15 protein-coding genes are annotated in these 15,694 nt (G+C 66.7%); 10 read left to right on the top strand and 5 right to left on the bottom strand.

Features of this window, described 5'->3' with window-relative positions:
• Positions 1–41 precede the first annotated feature (41 nt).
• From AC1DCU_RS02895 to AC1DCU_RS02885, 3 genes are read left to right on the top strand one after another with little or no spacing between them, the layout of a single operon-like run.
• Positions 42–746, top strand: coding sequence for a C39 family peptidase (locus AC1DCU_RS02895; protein WP_025876073.1), 705 nt, complete (start codon positions 42–44; stop codon positions 744–746).
• A 13-nt stretch (positions 747–759) separates the two neighbouring features.
• On the top strand, positions 760–1,512 hold the full coding sequence (locus AC1DCU_RS02890; protein WP_032975046.1) for a hypothetical protein: 753 nt from the start codon (positions 760–762) through the stop codon (positions 1,510–1,512).
• A gap of 45 nt (positions 1,513–1,557) precedes the next feature.
• The gene (locus tag AC1DCU_RS02885; protein ID WP_032975045.1) at positions 1,558–2,847 is read left to right on the top strand and encodes a transporter; all 1,290 of its coding nucleotides are present in this window, start codon (positions 1,558–1,560) and stop codon (positions 2,845–2,847) included.
• A gap of 85 nt (positions 2,848–2,932) precedes the next feature.
• Here the strand turns inward: AC1DCU_RS02885 and AC1DCU_RS02880 are convergent, their stop codons facing one another.
• The 3 genes from AC1DCU_RS02880 to AC1DCU_RS02870 form a co-directional block, all read right to left on the bottom strand.
• On the bottom strand, positions 2,933–4,285 hold the full coding sequence (locus AC1DCU_RS02880) for a sigma-54 interaction domain-containing protein (protein WP_025876078.1): 1,353 nt from the start codon (positions 4,283–4,285) through the stop codon (positions 2,933–2,935).
• A 231-nt stretch (positions 4,286–4,516) separates the two neighbouring features.
• Positions 4,517–5,293 carry a C40 family peptidase gene (locus AC1DCU_RS02875; protein ID WP_032975044.1) on the bottom strand — a complete coding sequence of 259 codons (777 nt, stop codon included), beginning with the start codon at positions 5,291–5,293 and terminating at the stop codon, positions 4,517–4,519.
• Between the two features lie 132 nt (positions 5,294–5,425).
• The gene (locus tag AC1DCU_RS02870) at positions 5,426–5,965 is read right to left on the bottom strand and encodes a C40 family peptidase (RefSeq protein WP_032975043.1); all 540 of its coding nucleotides are present in this window, start codon (positions 5,963–5,965) and stop codon (positions 5,426–5,428) included.
• A gap of 111 nt (positions 5,966–6,076) precedes the next feature.
• Between AC1DCU_RS02870 and AC1DCU_RS02865 the strand changes: the two genes are divergently transcribed.
• From AC1DCU_RS02865 to AC1DCU_RS02840, 6 genes are all read left to right on the top strand, one after another.
• Complete coding sequence (locus AC1DCU_RS02865) at positions 6,077–6,559, top strand: FKBP-type peptidyl-prolyl cis-trans isomerase (RefSeq protein WP_478014111.1); 483 nt, start codon at positions 6,077–6,079, stop codon at positions 6,557–6,559.
• 99 nt (positions 6,560–6,658) lie between these two features.
• Positions 6,659–7,903, top strand: coding sequence for a DUF418 domain-containing protein (locus AC1DCU_RS02860; protein WP_478014108.1), 1,245 nt, complete (start codon positions 6,659–6,661; stop codon positions 7,901–7,903).
• Between the two features lie 171 nt (positions 7,904–8,074).
• A complete protein-coding gene (gorA, locus tag AC1DCU_RS02855) occupies positions 8,075–9,433 on the top strand; it encodes a glutathione-disulfide reductase (RefSeq protein ID WP_032975041.1) in 1,359 nt (452 codons plus the stop codon).
• Between the two features lie 255 nt (positions 9,434–9,688).
• A complete protein-coding gene (locus AC1DCU_RS02850; protein WP_032975073.1) occupies positions 9,689–10,609 on the top strand; it encodes a DMT family transporter in 921 nt (306 codons plus the stop codon).
• Positions 10,516–10,944 carry an MGMT family protein gene (locus AC1DCU_RS02845; RefSeq protein WP_394122484.1) on the top strand — a complete coding sequence of 143 codons (429 nt, stop codon included), beginning with the start codon at positions 10,516–10,518 and terminating at the stop codon, positions 10,942–10,944. The genes AC1DCU_RS02850 and AC1DCU_RS02845 overlap by 94 nt, the downstream gene beginning before the upstream one ends.
• Before the next feature lie 93 nt (positions 10,945–11,037).
• Positions 11,038–11,712 carry a rhomboid family intramembrane serine protease gene (locus AC1DCU_RS02840; RefSeq protein WP_025876091.1) on the top strand — a complete coding sequence of 225 codons (675 nt, stop codon included), beginning with the start codon at positions 11,038–11,040 and terminating at the stop codon, positions 11,710–11,712.
• A 108-nt stretch (positions 11,713–11,820) separates the two neighbouring features.
• On the opposite strand, the gene AC1DCU_RS02835 is transcribed toward AC1DCU_RS02840, so the two are convergent.
• Both AC1DCU_RS02835 and AC1DCU_RS02830 read right to left on the bottom strand, forming a co-directional pair.
• Positions 11,821–13,407, bottom strand: coding sequence for a phytoene desaturase family protein (locus tag AC1DCU_RS02835; protein ID WP_032975040.1), 1,587 nt, complete (start codon positions 13,405–13,407; stop codon positions 11,821–11,823).
• Positions 13,404–13,886, bottom strand: coding sequence for a VOC family protein (locus tag AC1DCU_RS02830; RefSeq protein ID WP_032975039.1), 483 nt, complete (start codon positions 13,884–13,886; stop codon positions 13,404–13,406). The genes AC1DCU_RS02835 and AC1DCU_RS02830 overlap by 4 nt, the downstream gene beginning before the upstream one ends.
• A gap of 125 nt (positions 13,887–14,011) precedes the next feature.
• On the opposite strand from AC1DCU_RS02830, the gene AC1DCU_RS02825 reads away from it, so the two are divergent.
• Positions 14,012–15,667 carry a saccharopine dehydrogenase family protein gene (locus AC1DCU_RS02825; protein WP_032975038.1) on the top strand — a complete coding sequence of 552 codons (1,656 nt, stop codon included), beginning with the start codon at positions 14,012–14,014 and terminating at the stop codon, positions 15,665–15,667.
• The last annotated feature ends 27 nt before the right edge of the window (positions 15,668–15,694 follow it).

Genomic DNA, 15,694 nt, shown 5'->3' with positions numbered 1-15,694 from the left:
CCCCTTGGGGCAGGGGCTCCTTCCTTCTCGTGGAGAACGGCATGGCCGGTCATCGCTGGTGGTTGCGTCTGCTGCCCTGCCTGCTGCTGCTGACCAGCGCATGTGGCTGGGCAGGCGAGGTGGTGTTCAGCGGGGTGCTGCCCAATGGCGCGCTGCTGCAGCAGAAGGTGGAAAGCATGCAGGAGCGGCGTTATCGCAACCTGGTGCGGCAGCACACCGACTACAGCTGCGGGGCGGCCGCTCTGGCCACCATCCTGCGTTATGCCTACCACCTGGACACCACCGAGGCGACGGTGATCGAGGGAATGATGGGGGTATCGGATCCACAGCTGGTCAAGGAACGCGGTTTTTCACTGCTGGACATCAAACGCTATGTCGAATCGCTGGGCATGCGTGGACGCGGTTATCGCATCGATGAATCGCGCCTGCGCACGTTGCGGGTTCCTGGACTGGTGCTGATGGATGTACGCGGCTTCCGGCATTTCGTCGTGCTAAAGCAGGTGCGCGACGGGGTGGTGGAAGTGGCCGATCCGATCCTGGGCAACCGCAGCCTGTCACTGGCCGAGTTCAGTGCCGCCTGGCCGTCACGCGCCGTTTTCGTCGTGATCGGCAGCGACTTCGATCGCAATACGGTGCTGCTGCAACCCAGCGAACGGCCCAGTGCCCGCGCGTTGTATGCGCGGCAGGGACCGATCACCGACGCCGAACTGGTCGACTTCGGCTTCAGCCACGCCGACCTGTTCTGAAGGAGGCACGATCATGCAATGCCAACGTGTAGTACTCGCTCTGCTGCTGATGTTGCCGGTGTCGCCGTTGATGGCGGCAGACGGTGCACCGGGGCGAGGCCTGAAGGAAATACCCGATCCCGAACTGAACCTGATGCGCGGCCGCTACACCGTTGGCGGCAACAACGTGGCCTGGTTCGGGGTGACGATGATTTCGCAGTGGCAGGGCCCCAACGGTGCAGTGGTGCAGGGCGCGCTGACCCTGGGCATGGATTTCCGCAATGGCGGCACACCCAAGCTGAGCTTCCAGCCAAGCGTGCAGGTTACCGCCGCTGACGCACCGTTGCCGGCAACGGCAGGGCGCAGCATCGACAGTACCGGCCTGGCCAATGCCAGCGGACTGGTGCAGAGCGTGCAGGTGGCCGGCGATGGCAACACCGCACGCAACGTGACCACCCTGACCGTGCGTGACGGCGCGGTGCCGACCGCACTGGGCGATGACGGCAGCCGCATGGCACAGGCACAGCAGGGCGGGGCTACTGCCACCGCCATGCTCGATGGTAACCAGGCGCGCCTGCTGCTGCAGGTTGATGGGCAGAGCCTGGTACAGCAGTGGATCCGCAATGGCAGCGTGGGGCAGGGCATTGCCCTGGCCGGCGATGGACAGACCGCCAGCAACCGGCTGCAGCTGGAGCTGGTACGCAATACCGCGGCCAACAACCTGCCCTTGAGCCAGAACGTGGCCCAGGCGATCGGGATGAACCGCGGCATGGGCCCAGGCCAGTAACACGGCCTGGTCGGGGGGAACCGACGCACAACGCAGGTCACCGACATGCACACTCTCTACCGGCTTACTCCGCTGGCGCTGGCGGCGCTGGCGGCCACTGCCTTCGCCCAGCAGCCTGCGCCCAGTGATGGCGCCGACATGCAGGCATTGATCGCGCAACTGGAACAGCTCAAGGTCAATTACGCACAGGAGGTACGACGCCTGCGCGAACTGGACATGCAGGTGCAGGCGATGCAGGCGCGGCTGAGTGGTCGCGCAGGCCCCGGTGCGACGCCCGCTGCGCCGTTGGCGCCGGCTGCGGCATCCGCGGTACCGCCCAGCAGCGAAGGCTATGCCAGCAGCGCGGCCGAGGCACAGCAGGCCAAGCAGGAGGCCCGGCGCAGCGTGGATGACGTCAAGCAGCAGCAGGCGGCATTGTTCTCGCGCCGGTTCACCATCGAAAACGGCCTCACCTATGCGCGCTACGACCGCAAGCAGCTCACGCTCAACGGGTTCCTCGCCCTCGATGCGATCTTCCTTGGCAACATCGCGATCGAGAACGTCGAATCCGATTCGTTGACCTACAACCTGGCTGCGCGCTGGGGCGTCAGCCCCAACCTCACCTTGAACATGGACGTGCCGTACCTGGCACGGCGCACGGTCTACCAGAAAGGCGGTGCCGGCGGTGCTGCGGCGGCGATCGCGCAGGAAGAAACCAACGGCAGCGGCATCGGCGATGTCAGCCTGAGTGCCAATTACCGGCTGTTCTCCGAACGCGGCTGGCGCCCGGAGACGGTGCTGACCGGTGGCGTTACCGCACCAACGGGCCGCGCACCCTATGGGCTGGACTGGAAAGTAATCGAGCGCGATGACGATGACTACATCCGCTTCGCAGTGCCGCAGGAACAGCCGACCGGCAACGGCGTGTGGCAGGCCAACCTGGGCGTATCGATGGTGAAGACCGCCGATCCGGCGATCCTGTTCGCCAACGCCGGCTACATCCATTCGTTCCCGCGCGGTTTCAGCGATATCGACAGCAACCCGGATACGGTCAACCCCGGCGATGTGAAACTGGGCGGTTCGGTGTACTTCGGTGCCGGCGTGGCATTCGCGTTCAACGAGCGCACCAGCCTGAGCATTTCCTTCAGCGACAAGATCAGCACGCGCGCCTCGACCCGGTTCAAGGGCGGTGAATGGGTGAAGGTGATCGGCAGCGATGCCAATGCGGCCTCGCTCAATCTCGGCGTGACCTACGCGTTGAACCAGCACACCACGCTGGTGACGCTGCTGGGCATCGGCCTGACCCCGGATGCGCCGGACTTCACGCTGGCATTCAAGGTGCCGTACATGTTGTAAGCGCGGCAGCCCGGCATGGCGCGGCGCTGCATGGCCGCGCTTTGCCGGTGTCGGTGCATGCCCGGCCGCGCAGGGGCCTGCGTTGTCAGCGCTGCGCCGGCAGCTCCAGATGATGCTTGCGGCACAACCGGTATATCGTGACCCGCGAGATCTGCATGTGCCGCGCACACGCCGACACGTTGTAGCCATGCTGGCGCAGGGCCTGCAGCAGTACATCGCGCTCCACCTGGCCACGCGCATCCTGCAGCAGCGCGCGCCGCGCAGGGGCGTCCGGCTCTGCCAGGTCGAGGTCAGCGGCGTTGATCAGCTCGCCTTCGGCCACGATCGCTGCCCGCTGCACGCGGTTCAACAACTCACGTACGTTGCCGGGCCAGTCGAACCCGCGCATGGCCTGGCGTGCGCCGGGATCAAACCCGCGTGCGCGGCCGGGGTGGCGTTGGCGGAAGCCGCGCAGGAAGTGCTCGGCCAACAGCAGGACATCGCTGCCGCGTTCGCGTAGCGCGGGCATCGGCAAGCGCAGGACATTGAGGCGGTAGTAAAGGTCCCGACGGAAGTGGCCCTGGGCCACCGCCTGTTCCAGTTCGACGTGGGTGGCTGCCAGTACGCGCACGTCCACACGCAGCGGCTGGTTGCTGCCGACCCGTTCCAGCGTCCCCTCCTGCAGCACCCGCAGCAGGCTGGTCTGTGCGTCGGCGGGCAGGTCGCCGACTTCATCGAGGAACACGGTGCCGCCGTGGGCACTTTCAAACAGACCGATGCGGCGTTGGGCGGCACCGGTGAAGGCCCCACGCTCGTGGCCGAACAGTTCGGACTGCACCAGATTGGCAGGGATCGCGCCGCAGTTGATCGCCAGGAACGGTTTGCCGGCACGGCCGGACAAGGCATGCAGCGCTTGCGCGGCAAGTTCCTTGCCGGTGCCGGTCTCGCCGGTGACCAGCACCGGCAGGTCGACCGGAGCGAATTTATGCAGGGAGGCGCGCACCGACAGCAGGGCGGTGCTGTCGCCGATCAGCGCCGGCAGGTTGCCGGACTCGCGGACCATGTGCGGCAACGCGTCGTCGCCCTCGGATTGCCGCTGCATTGCCGACAGCAGATCGTGCAGTTCCAGTGGCAGCGCGAACTGGTCGCGGCACGCGCGCAGCAGCGGCCCCCACGCGGGCGGAGCGCTGCCCAGTCCAGGGGGCAGCACGGCGAGCCAGGGCAGGTGGTGATGCCGCTCGATCCACGGCAGCAGCAGCTGCACGGCGTCGGCATCAAGGTGACGCAGATCGACGATGGCCACCAGGTGGTCGCGGCTGCGCAGGCCGATGGCCATGGCAGGGGCAGGGCTGATGCAGCGCAGTTGCCAACCGGCCGCCGCCAGCGCACCCCGCTCGGCTGCCTGCGGTTGGCCGAACCAGATTGCGCAACGCGATGGAATCTCCAGGCTTGCCGCCATTCCTTTCCCCCAGGCAACACGGGCGGCCCAGCCGGGCACCCGGCGCGCCGCCCCGCGCCGGGATGCTGTGGCCGAACACGGTCGGCCTGTCGCGGTCACTGCAACCTTGACATCAAGGACCAACGCAGCAAGCGGCGGCCAGCGGCCAGCGGCCCCGGTTACGGCCAGCCGCCCAATGAAAAAGCCGCTGCAGGGCAGCGGCTTTTCAGGCAATGCGCAGATGACCCCGGATCAGAGGTCGACCCGGCGGGCCTGCATGAACTTGTTGCCCCAGTAGCCGGTGAGCAGGGTGTCGACGCGGACGTCCTTGCCGGTGCTCGGAGCGTGCAGGAAGCGGCCATCGCCCACATAGATGCCGACGTGGTCGACCCGGCCCTTGCGGCCGAAGAACACCAGATCGCCTGCAGCCAGGGCGGCGCGGTCGTTGATCAGTTCGGCATTGGCGTCATGCGCCATTTCGCGCGAGACGCGCGGCAGCTCGATGCCCAGGGCCGAGCGGAACACGTAACCGACCAGGCCACTGCAGTCGAAGCCGCTGTCCGGATTGCTGCCGCCCCAACGGTACGGGGTGCCGAGCAGGGTCATGGCCCGGCGCAGCAACGACTGTACCTTGCCGTTGTCGGCAGCGTTGCCGACCACGACGCTGCCATTGGCGGCGCTGCTGGTGTCGTAATTGGCGAGGAGGCGGCTGAGGTCACCGGCCACCATGGCCGAGCGGTCCATCAGGGGAATGGTGTCATTGGCGGCCAGGTGCGGCAGCAGGGCGGCCAGGGTGGCGCTGGCGGCGGCATCGGCGCGGCTGCGCTGCGGAGCGGTGGCGTCGGCCTTGGCGGCTGCGCGGGGGGCGGCCTCGGCGGTGGCAGCCGGGGGCGCATCGGTACGGGTGGGAGCGGACTGCGACCAGGCCGGAAGGCTGGTCAGACACAATGCCAGGCCCAGCAGAAGCGGGCGGACACTACGCGAAGAAGCGGCGGTCTGGCCTTGGCACGTCGGGTCGTTTGTCGTCACGCGTCGGTCACAAGGAAAAAAACGATGGGGCATCATGCCCTGTAAAAGCAGTAATAAGTTAAAAATTCCGTTAATAAATCGTTAGTCACGCCGTGATGTTTGTCACAGTTTTGAACATATCGCCTGTTCATTTTAGCGAAGGACGCGTTTCGCCCCTGTGTAGTGGTCCTTCCAATAGGTGCCACTGAGCGAATCCAGGCGGACCGTTCCGCCGGTGCTCGGGGCGTGCACGAATCGACCTTCGCCCACGTAGATGCCGACGTGGCTGACACTGCCGCGACTGCCAAAAAAGACCAGGTCGCCGGTTGCCAGGCGCTTCGGATCGATCTTCGGCCCCTGTACCGCCGCCAGGTCGCGTGAGGTCCGCGGCAGCTTCAGGTCCAGCATTTCACGGTAGACGTAAGCGACCAGGCCGCTGCAGTCGAAGCCGGATTCGGGCGTGTTGCCGCCGTAGCGATAGGGCGTGCCGACCAGGCTGATGGCGCGCATCAGCACTGAATTGGCGGCCTCGGGGTTGTCCGGCGTGGTGCTGGGCCAGCTGGCCGCAGGCGGCGGCGGTGCGGAACGGACGGCCTTGCCGCCGCCGCAGGCGGTCAGCAGCAGGGGCAGGGCCAGCAGCAGGGCGGGCGCGAGGAGCCGGCGCGTGCCGGACGAAACTGGCGTGATGTGCATGTTCTCCGGATAATGCGCGACCTTGGATTGGCCGTCATGATGGCGGCGTCCCCGCCGGGCGACAACCCGCCCCAACCCGCCTGCCTCCGGCAGATCCAGACAGAGTTGCGCATGAAGATCGAAAAAGACCGCGTTGTCCGCTTCCACTACACCGTCTCCGAGGCCGGCCAGGAGCCGATCGAATCGTCCAAGGACYGCGGCGAGCCGCTGGCGATCCTGATCGGCCACGGCAACATCATCCCGGGCCTGGAAAACGCCATGATGGACAAGGAAGCCGGCGCGACCTTCGACGTCGACGTCAAGGCGGCCGATGCCTACGGCGAGCGCCGTGATGGCCTGTCCCAGCGCGTGCCGAAGAAGCACTTCGGTACCGCCAAGCTGGTCCCGGGCCAGCAGGTCGTGCTGCAGACCAACTTCGGCCCGCGTGCCGTGACCGTGCAGAAGGTCGGCATGAGCGTGGTCGACGTCGACCTGAACCATCCGATGGCCGGCAAGGACCTGCATTTCGACGTCGAGATCGTCGACGTGCGCGAAGCCGGCAAGGAAGAGCTCGAACACGGCCACGTCCACGGTGACGGTGGTCACCAGCACTGATCGCACCGCGATCGTGATGGCAGCAACGGCCCGCTTCGGCGGGCCGTTGCGTATCTGGAACAGGGCGGGGCCATCCATGGCCCGCAGGCCGGCGGCATAATGACGGACCTGCACGCCGGATGCCCCGTGAACACCGCTTCCCCTTCCCTGCAACCGGTGGCTTCCGGCGAACGCATCGCCGTGCTGGACATACTGCGTGGCTTCGCCCTGCTGGGCATCCTGCTGATGAACATCGAGGCCCTCAGCGGGCCGCTGGACCTGGCCTTTACGGGCATCGACGCGCATTGGCAGGGCATCGACTACTGGGCCGATGCCTTCGTCTATGTGTTCGTGCAGGGAAAATTCTTCACCCTGTTCTCGCTGCTGTTCGGGGCGGGCTTTGCGGTGATGGCCCAGCGCGCCGAGGCGGCGGGTCGCCAGTTCACTCCGTTCTACCTGCGCCGCAGCGCCGGGCTGCTGCTGATCGGCCTGTGCCATGCACTGCTGGTCTGGTCGGGCGACATCCTGGTGCTGTATGCGCTGGCCTCGCTGCCATTGCTGGCCTGCCGTGAGGCACCGCGCAGCTGGCTGCCCTGGATGGGGTTGCTGGTGTATGCGCTGGGTGTTGCGCTGATGCTGCTGGTCGGCGCGATGGTGTCGATGGCCACCCCGCAGGACCTGCAGAAGATGCTGGTCGACGCGCAGCAGGGCATCGACCAGCAACGCCTGGTGTACGGCCAGGGTGACTGGATGCAGGCCAACGTGCAGCGCCTGCATGAGTTCGGCGCGTCGCTGGGTGGCATGTTCATTTCCGGGCCCGAAGTGCTGGGCATGTTCCTGCTGGGTGCCTGGTTCGCCGGCAGCGGCGCATTGACCGCGCCGGAGCGTTTCCCGCGGTTGTATGCCGGCCTGCGCTGGATCGCATTGCCGCTGGGCCTGCTGGCCACCCTGGCAGGTGTGTTGTGGAAGCCGTATCTGGCGCCGGGTGTCTATGACCTGCCGACCACTGCGGCAATGGCACTGGTGGCCGTGGGCGGTGTGCCGATGTGCCTGGGCTACCTGGCCTGGATCGTGCACTGGCGCGCGCGCATGGGCTGGCTGGCGCCGGTCGGTCGGATGGCGTTGACCCACTACCTTGTCCAATCGGTGGTCTGCACGCTGCTGTTCTATCACTACGGGCTGGGATGGTTCGACGTGCTGCCGCGTGCCTGGCAGCTGCTGTTGGYACTGCTGCTGTTTGCAGCGCAGGTGATCTTCAGCCACCTGTGGCTGCGCCGTTTCCGCTTTGGTCCGATGGAATGGCTGTGGCGTGCGATGACGTACCGGCAGTGGCCAGCACTGCGCCGTGGGGCCGGGCAGGCGTGATCGATGCCGGCCGCGCGCGTTTCGAACTGCGTGGCTGCATGCCCTCACGTCTGGCCTGCAGCGGGCCATGGCATGCTCGCAGCAGCATGGGTGACGGCGCCAACCCGCTGCCTGCCGATCTTCGTTGCGGGCGCTCGCCCGCCATCTTCCCTGTCGACTCGAGCGATTGCGATGAATACTCCCTCTTATGATTACGATCTGATCGTCCTTGGCGGCGGTTCCGCTGGCCTAGCCGGTGCCATCCGCGCTGCGCAGCATGGCAAGCGGGTTGCCCTGCTGGAGCCGGGTGAACTGGGGGGCACCTGCGTGAATGTCGGGTGCGTGCCGAAGAAGGCGATGTGGCTGGCCGCCGATCTGGCCGAGCGCATCGGCCTCGCCAGCGCGATGGGCTTCGACGTGGCGCCGCGTCCGGCGCTGTCGTGGAAGGAACTGGTGATCCATCGTCAGGCCTACATCAGCAACATCCACACCAGCTATCACAAGCGCCTGGATGAAACCGGCGTGGTGCGCATCCCTGCCCGCGGCCATCTGCTGGACGCGCACACGGTGGCGTGCAGTGATGGCGTGCGTTACAGCGCTGCGCAGATCCTCATCGCCACCGGCGCCCATCCGCAGCGGCCGGACATTCCCGGCGCCGAACTGGGCCTGGTATCCGACGATTTCTTCGACCTGCGTGCGGCACCGGCCGAGGTCGCCATCATCGGCGGCGGCTACATCGCGGTGGAACTTGCCGGGCTGTTGCAGGCGCTGGGCAGCAAGGTGAGCCTGCTGGTACGTGGCAGCCGCTTGCTGGAGCGCTTCGACTACGAGCTGACCGCGCAGCTGGCCGAGAACCTGCGCCAGCAGGGCGTGCGCATCCACTTCGATTACCGTCTGCGTGAGTTGAAGCGCGACGGCGAACGCGTGCGCGCGTTCGGCCATGACGGCCCGATCGACAGCGTGTTCGACGCCGTGTTCTTCGCTACCGGCCGGCGCGGCAACAGCAAGGATCTCGGCCTGGAAGCACTGGGCATCGGCATCGGCGAACACCAGCAGGTGGAGGTGGACGAGTGGCAGACCACGGCGGTGCCAAGCGTGCATGCGGTCGGTGACATCGCAGGCAAGGTCGGCCTGACGCCGGTCGCCGTGGCTGCAGCGCGACGCCTGATGGATCGTCTGTTTGGTGGTCGCCCGGATGCGAAGATGGATTACGACAACGTGGCCAGCGTGGTGTTCTCGCACCCGCCGCTGGGCGCGGTAGGCATGAGCGAGGAAGATGCACGTGCGCGCTTCGAGCAGGTGACCGTGTACCACAGCCGGTTCCGGCCGATGCTGCAGGCGCTGGCCAACGGCACCCAGCGCAGCCTGTTCAAGATGGTCTGCGCCGGCCCAGAGGAGCGCGTGGTGGGTGTGCATCTGCTCGGTGAAGCGGCCGACGAGATCCTGCAGGGTTTCGCGGTGGCGGTGAAGATGGGGGCGACCAAGGCCCAGTTCGACGACACGGTGGCGATTCACCCGACGTCTGCTGAAGAAGTGGTGTTGATGCGCTGAGCCGACACTCACGGTAGTGCCGGCCGCTGGCCGGCAACCTCGACAGCAACGGCAACGGCAACAGCAAAAAGCTGGGTTCTTGTGGGATGGCGGGGTGGGTGTCGACCTTGGTCGACATGTAGATCCACGCCATGCGTGGATCAGGAGTTGCAGTGAGCATGAACGGACATCGGATCGTTCGCCCGGAACTGCCATGAGACAATTGGAAGCAATCCAGCTGCTTCCAGCCGCCCCATGCGGCCCGTTTTCTTCCTGATGTCCACTTCTTCCCCCCGTATCGCCACCACGTCCCCGCGCATCGCTCTGGGCGGCATCGGCCTGGCTGCGATCGGCGCCATTGCCGCCTCGGGCAAGGCGATCATCGTCAAGCTGGGGCTGCGCCATGGCGTGGACGCGACCACGCTGCTGGCGCTGCGCATGCTGATGGCGCTGCCGCTGTTCGCGTTGATGGCGGTGTGGGCCTCGCGCCGTGCCGAGCGACTGTCCTGGGCCGACCGCGCGCGCGTGCTGTGGCTTGGCTTCACCGGTTACTACCTGTCCAGCCTGCTGGATTTCCAGGGCCTGCAGTACATCAGCGTGACCCTGGAACGGTTGATCCTGTACTTGAACCCGACCCTGGTGCTGCTGATCAACGTGCTGCTGGCGCGGCAGCAGCCGGGTCGGTGGCAGGTCGGCGCGCTGGTGCTCAGCTATCTCGGCGTGCTGATCGCGTTCGGCCATGACCTGCAGCGGGAGGGTGGGCAGATCATCCTCGGCAGCCTGCTGGTGCTGGGCAGTGCGCTCAGCTATGCGCTGTATCTGTTCGGCAGCGGCCAGGTGGTCGCCCGTATCGGCGCGGTGCGTCTGACCGCCTACGCCAGCTGCGTGGCCAGCGTACTGGTGCTGCTGCATTTCACCATTACCCATCCGCTGCCGTTGCTGTGGCAGGCCCCCGCTGCCGTGCAGTGGCTGTCGCTGATCAACGCGACGGTCTGCACCGTGCTGCCGGTGCTGGCGATCATGCTGGCGGTGCAGCGCGTCGGCTCGTCGCTGGCTGCGCAGGTGGGTATGCTGGGCCCGGTTTCCACCATCGTGATGAGCCTATGGCTGCTCGACGAACCGATGGGGCCGGCGCAGATCGCCGGCACCGTGCTGGTCCTGATCGGCGTGCTGCTGGTGACGCGGCTGCGCCGCTGACGCCGGAGCAGGCGCGTGCCCGCATCCTGGCGGTGATCCATGCGATCCCGCCAGGGCAGGTGATGGGCTACGGGCAGGTCGCGATGCGCGCCGGCCTGCCCGGACGCGCCCGGCTGACTGCACGCATCCTCGGCCAGAATGACGATCCCTCGCTGCCCTGGCACCGGGTGCTGCGCTCGGATGGGCGCATCGCCATGGCTGAAGGTTCGGCCGGCTGGCGCGAACAATCGCAGCGGCTGCGCGCCGAGGGTGTCATCGTCGAAAACGGCCGGGTGCGGATGCCCGCGACCGACCCGGCGGCGGCGCTGGATGCGGCCGTATGGGGGCCGGGCTGATCGCTGCCTGCGACTGAACGGGCGGCCGTCCGCGCTGGTCAAAAAGGGCCGGTGCTGCGGCTATGATGGAGGCCGTTCCATGCCGGTGTCCCCATGTTCCCGCGACTGCCAACCGTCACCAAGGCCCTGTTGATCGCCAACGCGATCCTGTTCCTGCTGCAGCAGCCGTTCCTGCTCGGCATGCAGACCTTCGAGCCGTTCATGCTGCAGCCGCTGCAGCAGGGCTTCGATGCGTTCTCGCCGGGCGGCAATTTCCAGCCCTGGCAGCTGCTGACCTACGGCTTCCTGCATGGCAGTTTCTTCCATCTGTTCTTCAACATGCTGGCCGTCTTCATGTTCGGCGCGCCGCTGGAACAGACCTGGGGTGAGAAGCGCTTCCTGACCTACTACCTGGTGTGCGTGGTCGGCGCCGGCCTGTGCCAGTTGCTGGTCGGCACGATGCTCGACAATCCGGCCACGGTGCTGGGCGCGTCCGGTGGTGTGTTCGGCCTGCTGCTGGCTTACGGCATGCTGTTCCCCAACCAGCGGGTGATGCTGCTGTTCCCGCCGATTCCGATGAAGGCGCGTACGTTCGTGATCCTGTTCGGCGTGGGCGAGCTGGTGCTGGGCATGACCGGCTGGCAGCCGGGCGTGGCCCATTTCGCGCACCTGGGCGGCATGCTGTTCGGCTGGCTGCTGATCCGCTACTGGCGTGGCCAACCGCCGTTCAACAAGCGTCGTCCCCCGGGCCCGCCGAAGCGCCCGAACCACCTGCGCAGCGTGAAGTGAGGCACAGGTGGGTGCCAACCTTGGTTGACACGCCTTGACGCCGGTAGGTGCCAACCTTGGTTGGCACGCTTTGACGCCGGTAGATGCCAACCTTGGTTGGCACGCATTTCATGCATCGGCCAGCACGACCTGCGCCGCGTTGTGCCCGGGCGCGCCGGTGACCCCGCCGCCCGGATGCGTACCCGCACCGCACAGGTACAGGCCGGGCAGGGCGCCGCGATAGCCGGCCTGGCCGACCATCGGCCGCGCCGAGAACAGCTGGTTGGCGCTGAGCGCACCGTGGAAGATGTCGCCACCGATCAGCCCGAATGTCCGTTCCAGATCCAAGGGTGACAGTGCCTGTCGACCAAGCACGCTGTCGGCGAAGCCGGGGGCGTAGTGATCGACGGTGGCGATCATCAGGTCGGCGACGGTGTCGCGGTGATCATCCCAGTGTCGGCCATCGGGCAATTCCGGCGCCACGTGCTGGCAGAACAGGCTGGCCACATGCTGCCCGGGTGGCGCCAGCGAATCATCCAGCGTGCTCGGAATCAGCATCTCCACGATCGGCTCGCGCGACCAGCCCTCGCGACGTGCATCCAGCCAGGCACGGTCCATGTAATCCAGGCTGGGCGCCATGATGATGCCGGCACTGAGGTGATCACCGGGGCCGGGCAGGGCACGGAAATCCGGCAGCCGCGACAGCGCCACGTTCATCCGGAACGTGCCCGAGCCGCAGCGCCAGTTCGCCATGCGTTCACGGGTGGTGGCGGGAACCTGGGCGGGCTGCAGCAGTTGTTCGTACAGCAGCTTCGGGTTGACGTTGGCCACCACGGCACGTGCGCGCAGGCTCTCGCCGCCGGACAGCGCGACGCCAACCACGCGCCCGTCCTCAACCAGCAGGCGCTGCACGCCGGCATCGACGCGCAGCTCGGCGCCGGCCGCACGCGCGGACGCGGCGATGGCCTGGCTGATCGCGCCCATGCCACCGATGGCGTGGCCCCACGCGCCCTTTACCCCGTTGCACTGGCCGAACACGTGATGCAGCAGTACGTAGGCGCTGCCTGGCGTGTACGGGCTGGCGTAGTTGCCAACAATGCCATCGAAACCAAACAGGGCTTTGATCGGCTCGCTTTCGAACCAGCGATCCAGGTACTCGGCGGCCGACAGCGTGAACAGATCCAGCAGTTCCTGGCGCAGTGCAGGGTCGAGTGCGGCCAGCTCCCGTCCCAACCGGCCCATCTGCCACAACGCCGGCAACGCACGCCAGCCAGCCATCACCCCGAGGTCGGGCGGCGGACGCAGCGCCCAGTCGCGCAGCACATCGGCAAATACCTCCAGGCGCGCTTCATAGGCGGGCAGCGCCTGCGCATCGCGTTCGGAGAACTTCGCCACCTCGGCCTGGGTGCGGCCAGGTGCGGACAGCAGGTAGCGGCCATCAGGCAATGGCAGGAAGTTGTTGGCCGGCCGCGCGACGATGCGCAGCCCGTGCGCATGCAGCTGCAGCTCCTCGATCACCTTCGGCTGCAGCAGCGACACCGTGTACGAGGCCACCGAGTTGCGGAAGCCCGGGTGGAACTCCTCGGTGACAGCCGCACCGCCAAGGATGCCGCGACGCTCCAGCACCAGCACCCGTTGCCCCGCGCGCGCCAGATACGCCGCACACACCAGCCCGTTGTGGCCGCCACCAACGATGATCGTGTCCAACGTCGTCATGCGTTGCGGATCGCCGCTTCGATGGTGGCGATGTCGATCTTCTTCATCGGCATCATCGCGTTGAAGGCGCGCTTGGCCAGGGCCTTGTCCTTGCTGGTCACCGCGTCGATCAGCATGCGCGGGCTGATCTGCCAGGACACGCCCCATCGGTCCTTGCACCAGCCGCATTGGCTTTCCTGGCCACCGTTGCCGACGATGGCATTCCACAGGCGATCGGTCTCGGCCTGGTCCTCGGTGGAAATCTGGAACGAGAACGCTTCGCTGTGCTTGAAGGTCGGGCCACCATTGAGGCCGACGCAGGGAATGCCGCAGACCGTGAATTCGACGGTGAGCACGTCCCCCTGCTTGCCGTCGGGGAAGTCGCCGGGCGCGTGATGCACAGCGGTTACTTCGCTGTCGGGAAAGGTCTTCGCATAGAACGTGGCGGCCTCGAGCGCGCCGTTGTCATACCAGACGCAGATCGTGTTCTTGTGAGCCATGGCGGGGCTCCGCAGTGGACGAAGGCGCAGCGATAGCATGGGCGGTGTTAATGCCGGATCGTGCTGCACTGCGGGAGCTGTCGGCGCCGCGCTACCATGGCCGGACGACACGACAGGGATGATGCGTGAAGATCCTGATTCTGGGTGGATATGGGGTGTTCGGGGGGCGTCTGGTCCGCTTGCTGGCCGACCTGCCGATGCTGGAACTGCTGATTGGTGGCCGCAACCTGGCGGCGGCACAGGCCTTCTGCGCAAGCTATGTGGGGCAATCGACGCTGCGTCCACTGCAGGTCGACCGGCAACGGCTGGCCACGGCCCTGCAGGCCGAGCGACCGGACCTGGTGGTGGATGCCTCCGGTCCTTTCCAGGACTATGGCGAACACCGCTATGGCGCGATCGAAGCCTGCATCGCCGCCGGCATTGATTATCTGGACTTCGCCGACGCGGCAGACTTCGTATTCGGGGTTTCGCAGTACGACGCGCAGGCCAGGGCGGCTGGCATCTACGCACTGTCAGGCGTCAGCAGTTTCCCGGTATTGACCGCGGCAGTGCTGCGCGAGATGGCCACGCACATGGACATCGTCAGCGTGGAAGGCGGCATCGCGCCATCGCCCTATGCCGGCATCGGCCTGAACGTGATGCGTGCGGTGGTCGGCTATGCCGGTGCGCCGGTGAAGCTGCGCCGCAACGGTCGCGATGGGCACGGCATCGGCCTGGCCGAGAGTCGCCGCTTCACCGTCGCGGTGCCGGGGCGGCTGCCGCTGCGCAACCTGCATTTCTCGCTGGTGGATGTGCCGGATCTGCAGGTGTTGCCACCCGAACATCCGACGATGACCGACATCTGGATGGGGGCTGGCCCGGTGCCGGAGATCCTGCATCGCGTGCTCAATCTGCTGGCCAAGGCGCGCCTGCGCCTGAAACTGCCATCGCTGGAGCCATGCTCGCGGTTGTTCTATACCGTGTTGAACCTGATGAAGTTCGGCGAGCATCGCGGCGGCATGATCGTGCGCGCCGTGGGCACCCGCGATGGTGCGCGTGTGGAACAGAGCTGGCACCTGCTGGCCGAGGCCGATGACGGCCCGTACATTCCGTCGATGGCGATCGAAGCGGTGATCCGCAAGCAGCTGGCCGGTGATCGGCCGTCACCGGGTGCACGCCCGGCCACGCATGCGCTGGAACTGTCCGACTACGACCGGCTGTTCGACGGACGCACGATCCATACCGGTTTCCGCCGCGACATGCCCGGTGCCAGCCTGTACCAGCGCCTGCTGGGCAGCGCGTACGCGCAGCTGCCGGCCAGCGTGCAGGCGTTGCATGCACCGTCTGCCGCCAAGCGCTGGAGCGGGACGGCATCGGTCGAACGCGGTGGTGGGTTGTTGTCGCGGTTGCTGGGGAAAGTGTTCGGTTTTCCGGCAGCGGGCGAGGCAGTGCCGGTCAGCGTGGAGTTCACCGCAGAGGCGGGTGGTGAGCGCTGGACGCGGACCTTTGCCGGCCGTCGTTTCTCTTCGTTGCAGACGCAGGGGCAGGGGCGCAACGAAGCGCTGCTGGTCGAACGCTTCGGTGCGGTATCGGTAGCGTTGGCACTTCTGGTCGACAACGGGCGGCTGCAACTGGTGCCGCGACGCTGGTCGATCCTGGGCCTGCCGTTGCCGCAGTGGCTGTTGCCCGGGGAGAACAGTTTCGAGGGTGATGAGGATGGGCGCTTCGTCTTCGACGTGGAGATCGGCGCGCCGGTGGTGGGGCGGATCGTGCATTACCGGGGAACGTTGAAGCCCGCGTGATGTCCACCGACGAAAAAGGGCGCCATG

The sequence above is a fragment of the Stenotrophomonas sp. 10L48 genome, assembly GCF_056395105.1.
This window is presented reverse-complemented; position numbering and strand designations above follow the sequence as displayed.

What these genes read in the sequence shown, in the direction of transcription:
- gorA (WP_032975041.1), top strand. Translation starts at nt 8,075, where the DNA reads ATGAATACTCCCTCTTATGATTACGATCTGATCGTCCTTGGCGGCGGT.
- AC1DCU_RS02850 (WP_032975073.1), top strand. Translation starts at nt 9,689, where the DNA reads ATGTCCACTTCTTCCCCCCGTATCGCCACCACGTCCCCGCGCATCGCT.
- AC1DCU_RS02890 (WP_032975046.1), top strand. Translation starts at nt 760, where the DNA reads ATGCAATGCCAACGTGTAGTACTCGCTCTGCTGCTGATGTTGCCGGTG.
- AC1DCU_RS02870 (WP_032975043.1), bottom strand. Translation starts at nt 5,965, where the DNA reads ATGCACATCACGCCAGTTTCGTCCGGCACGCGCCGGCTCCTCGCGCCC.
- AC1DCU_RS02895 (WP_025876073.1), top strand. Translation starts at nt 42, where the DNA reads ATGGCCGGTCATCGCTGGTGGTTGCGTCTGCTGCCCTGCCTGCTGCTG.
- AC1DCU_RS02880 (WP_025876078.1), bottom strand. Translation starts at nt 4,285, where the DNA reads ATGGCGGCAAGCCTGGAGATTCCATCGCGTTGCGCAATCTGGTTCGGC.
- AC1DCU_RS02830 (WP_032975039.1), bottom strand. Translation starts at nt 13,886, where the DNA reads ATGGCTCACAAGAACACGATCTGCGTCTGGTATGACAACGGCGCGCTC.
- AC1DCU_RS02840 (WP_025876091.1), top strand. Translation starts at nt 11,038, where the DNA reads ATGTTCCCGCGACTGCCAACCGTCACCAAGGCCCTGTTGATCGCCAAC.
- AC1DCU_RS02885 (WP_032975045.1), top strand. Translation starts at nt 1,558, where the DNA reads ATGCACACTCTCTACCGGCTTACTCCGCTGGCGCTGGCGGCGCTGGCG.
- AC1DCU_RS02835 (WP_032975040.1), bottom strand. Translation starts at nt 13,407, where the DNA reads ATGACGACGTTGGACACGATCATCGTTGGTGGCGGCCACAACGGGCTG.
- AC1DCU_RS02845 (WP_394122484.1), top strand. Translation starts at nt 10,516, where the DNA reads ATGGCTGCTCGACGAACCGATGGGGCCGGCGCAGATCGCCGGCACCGT.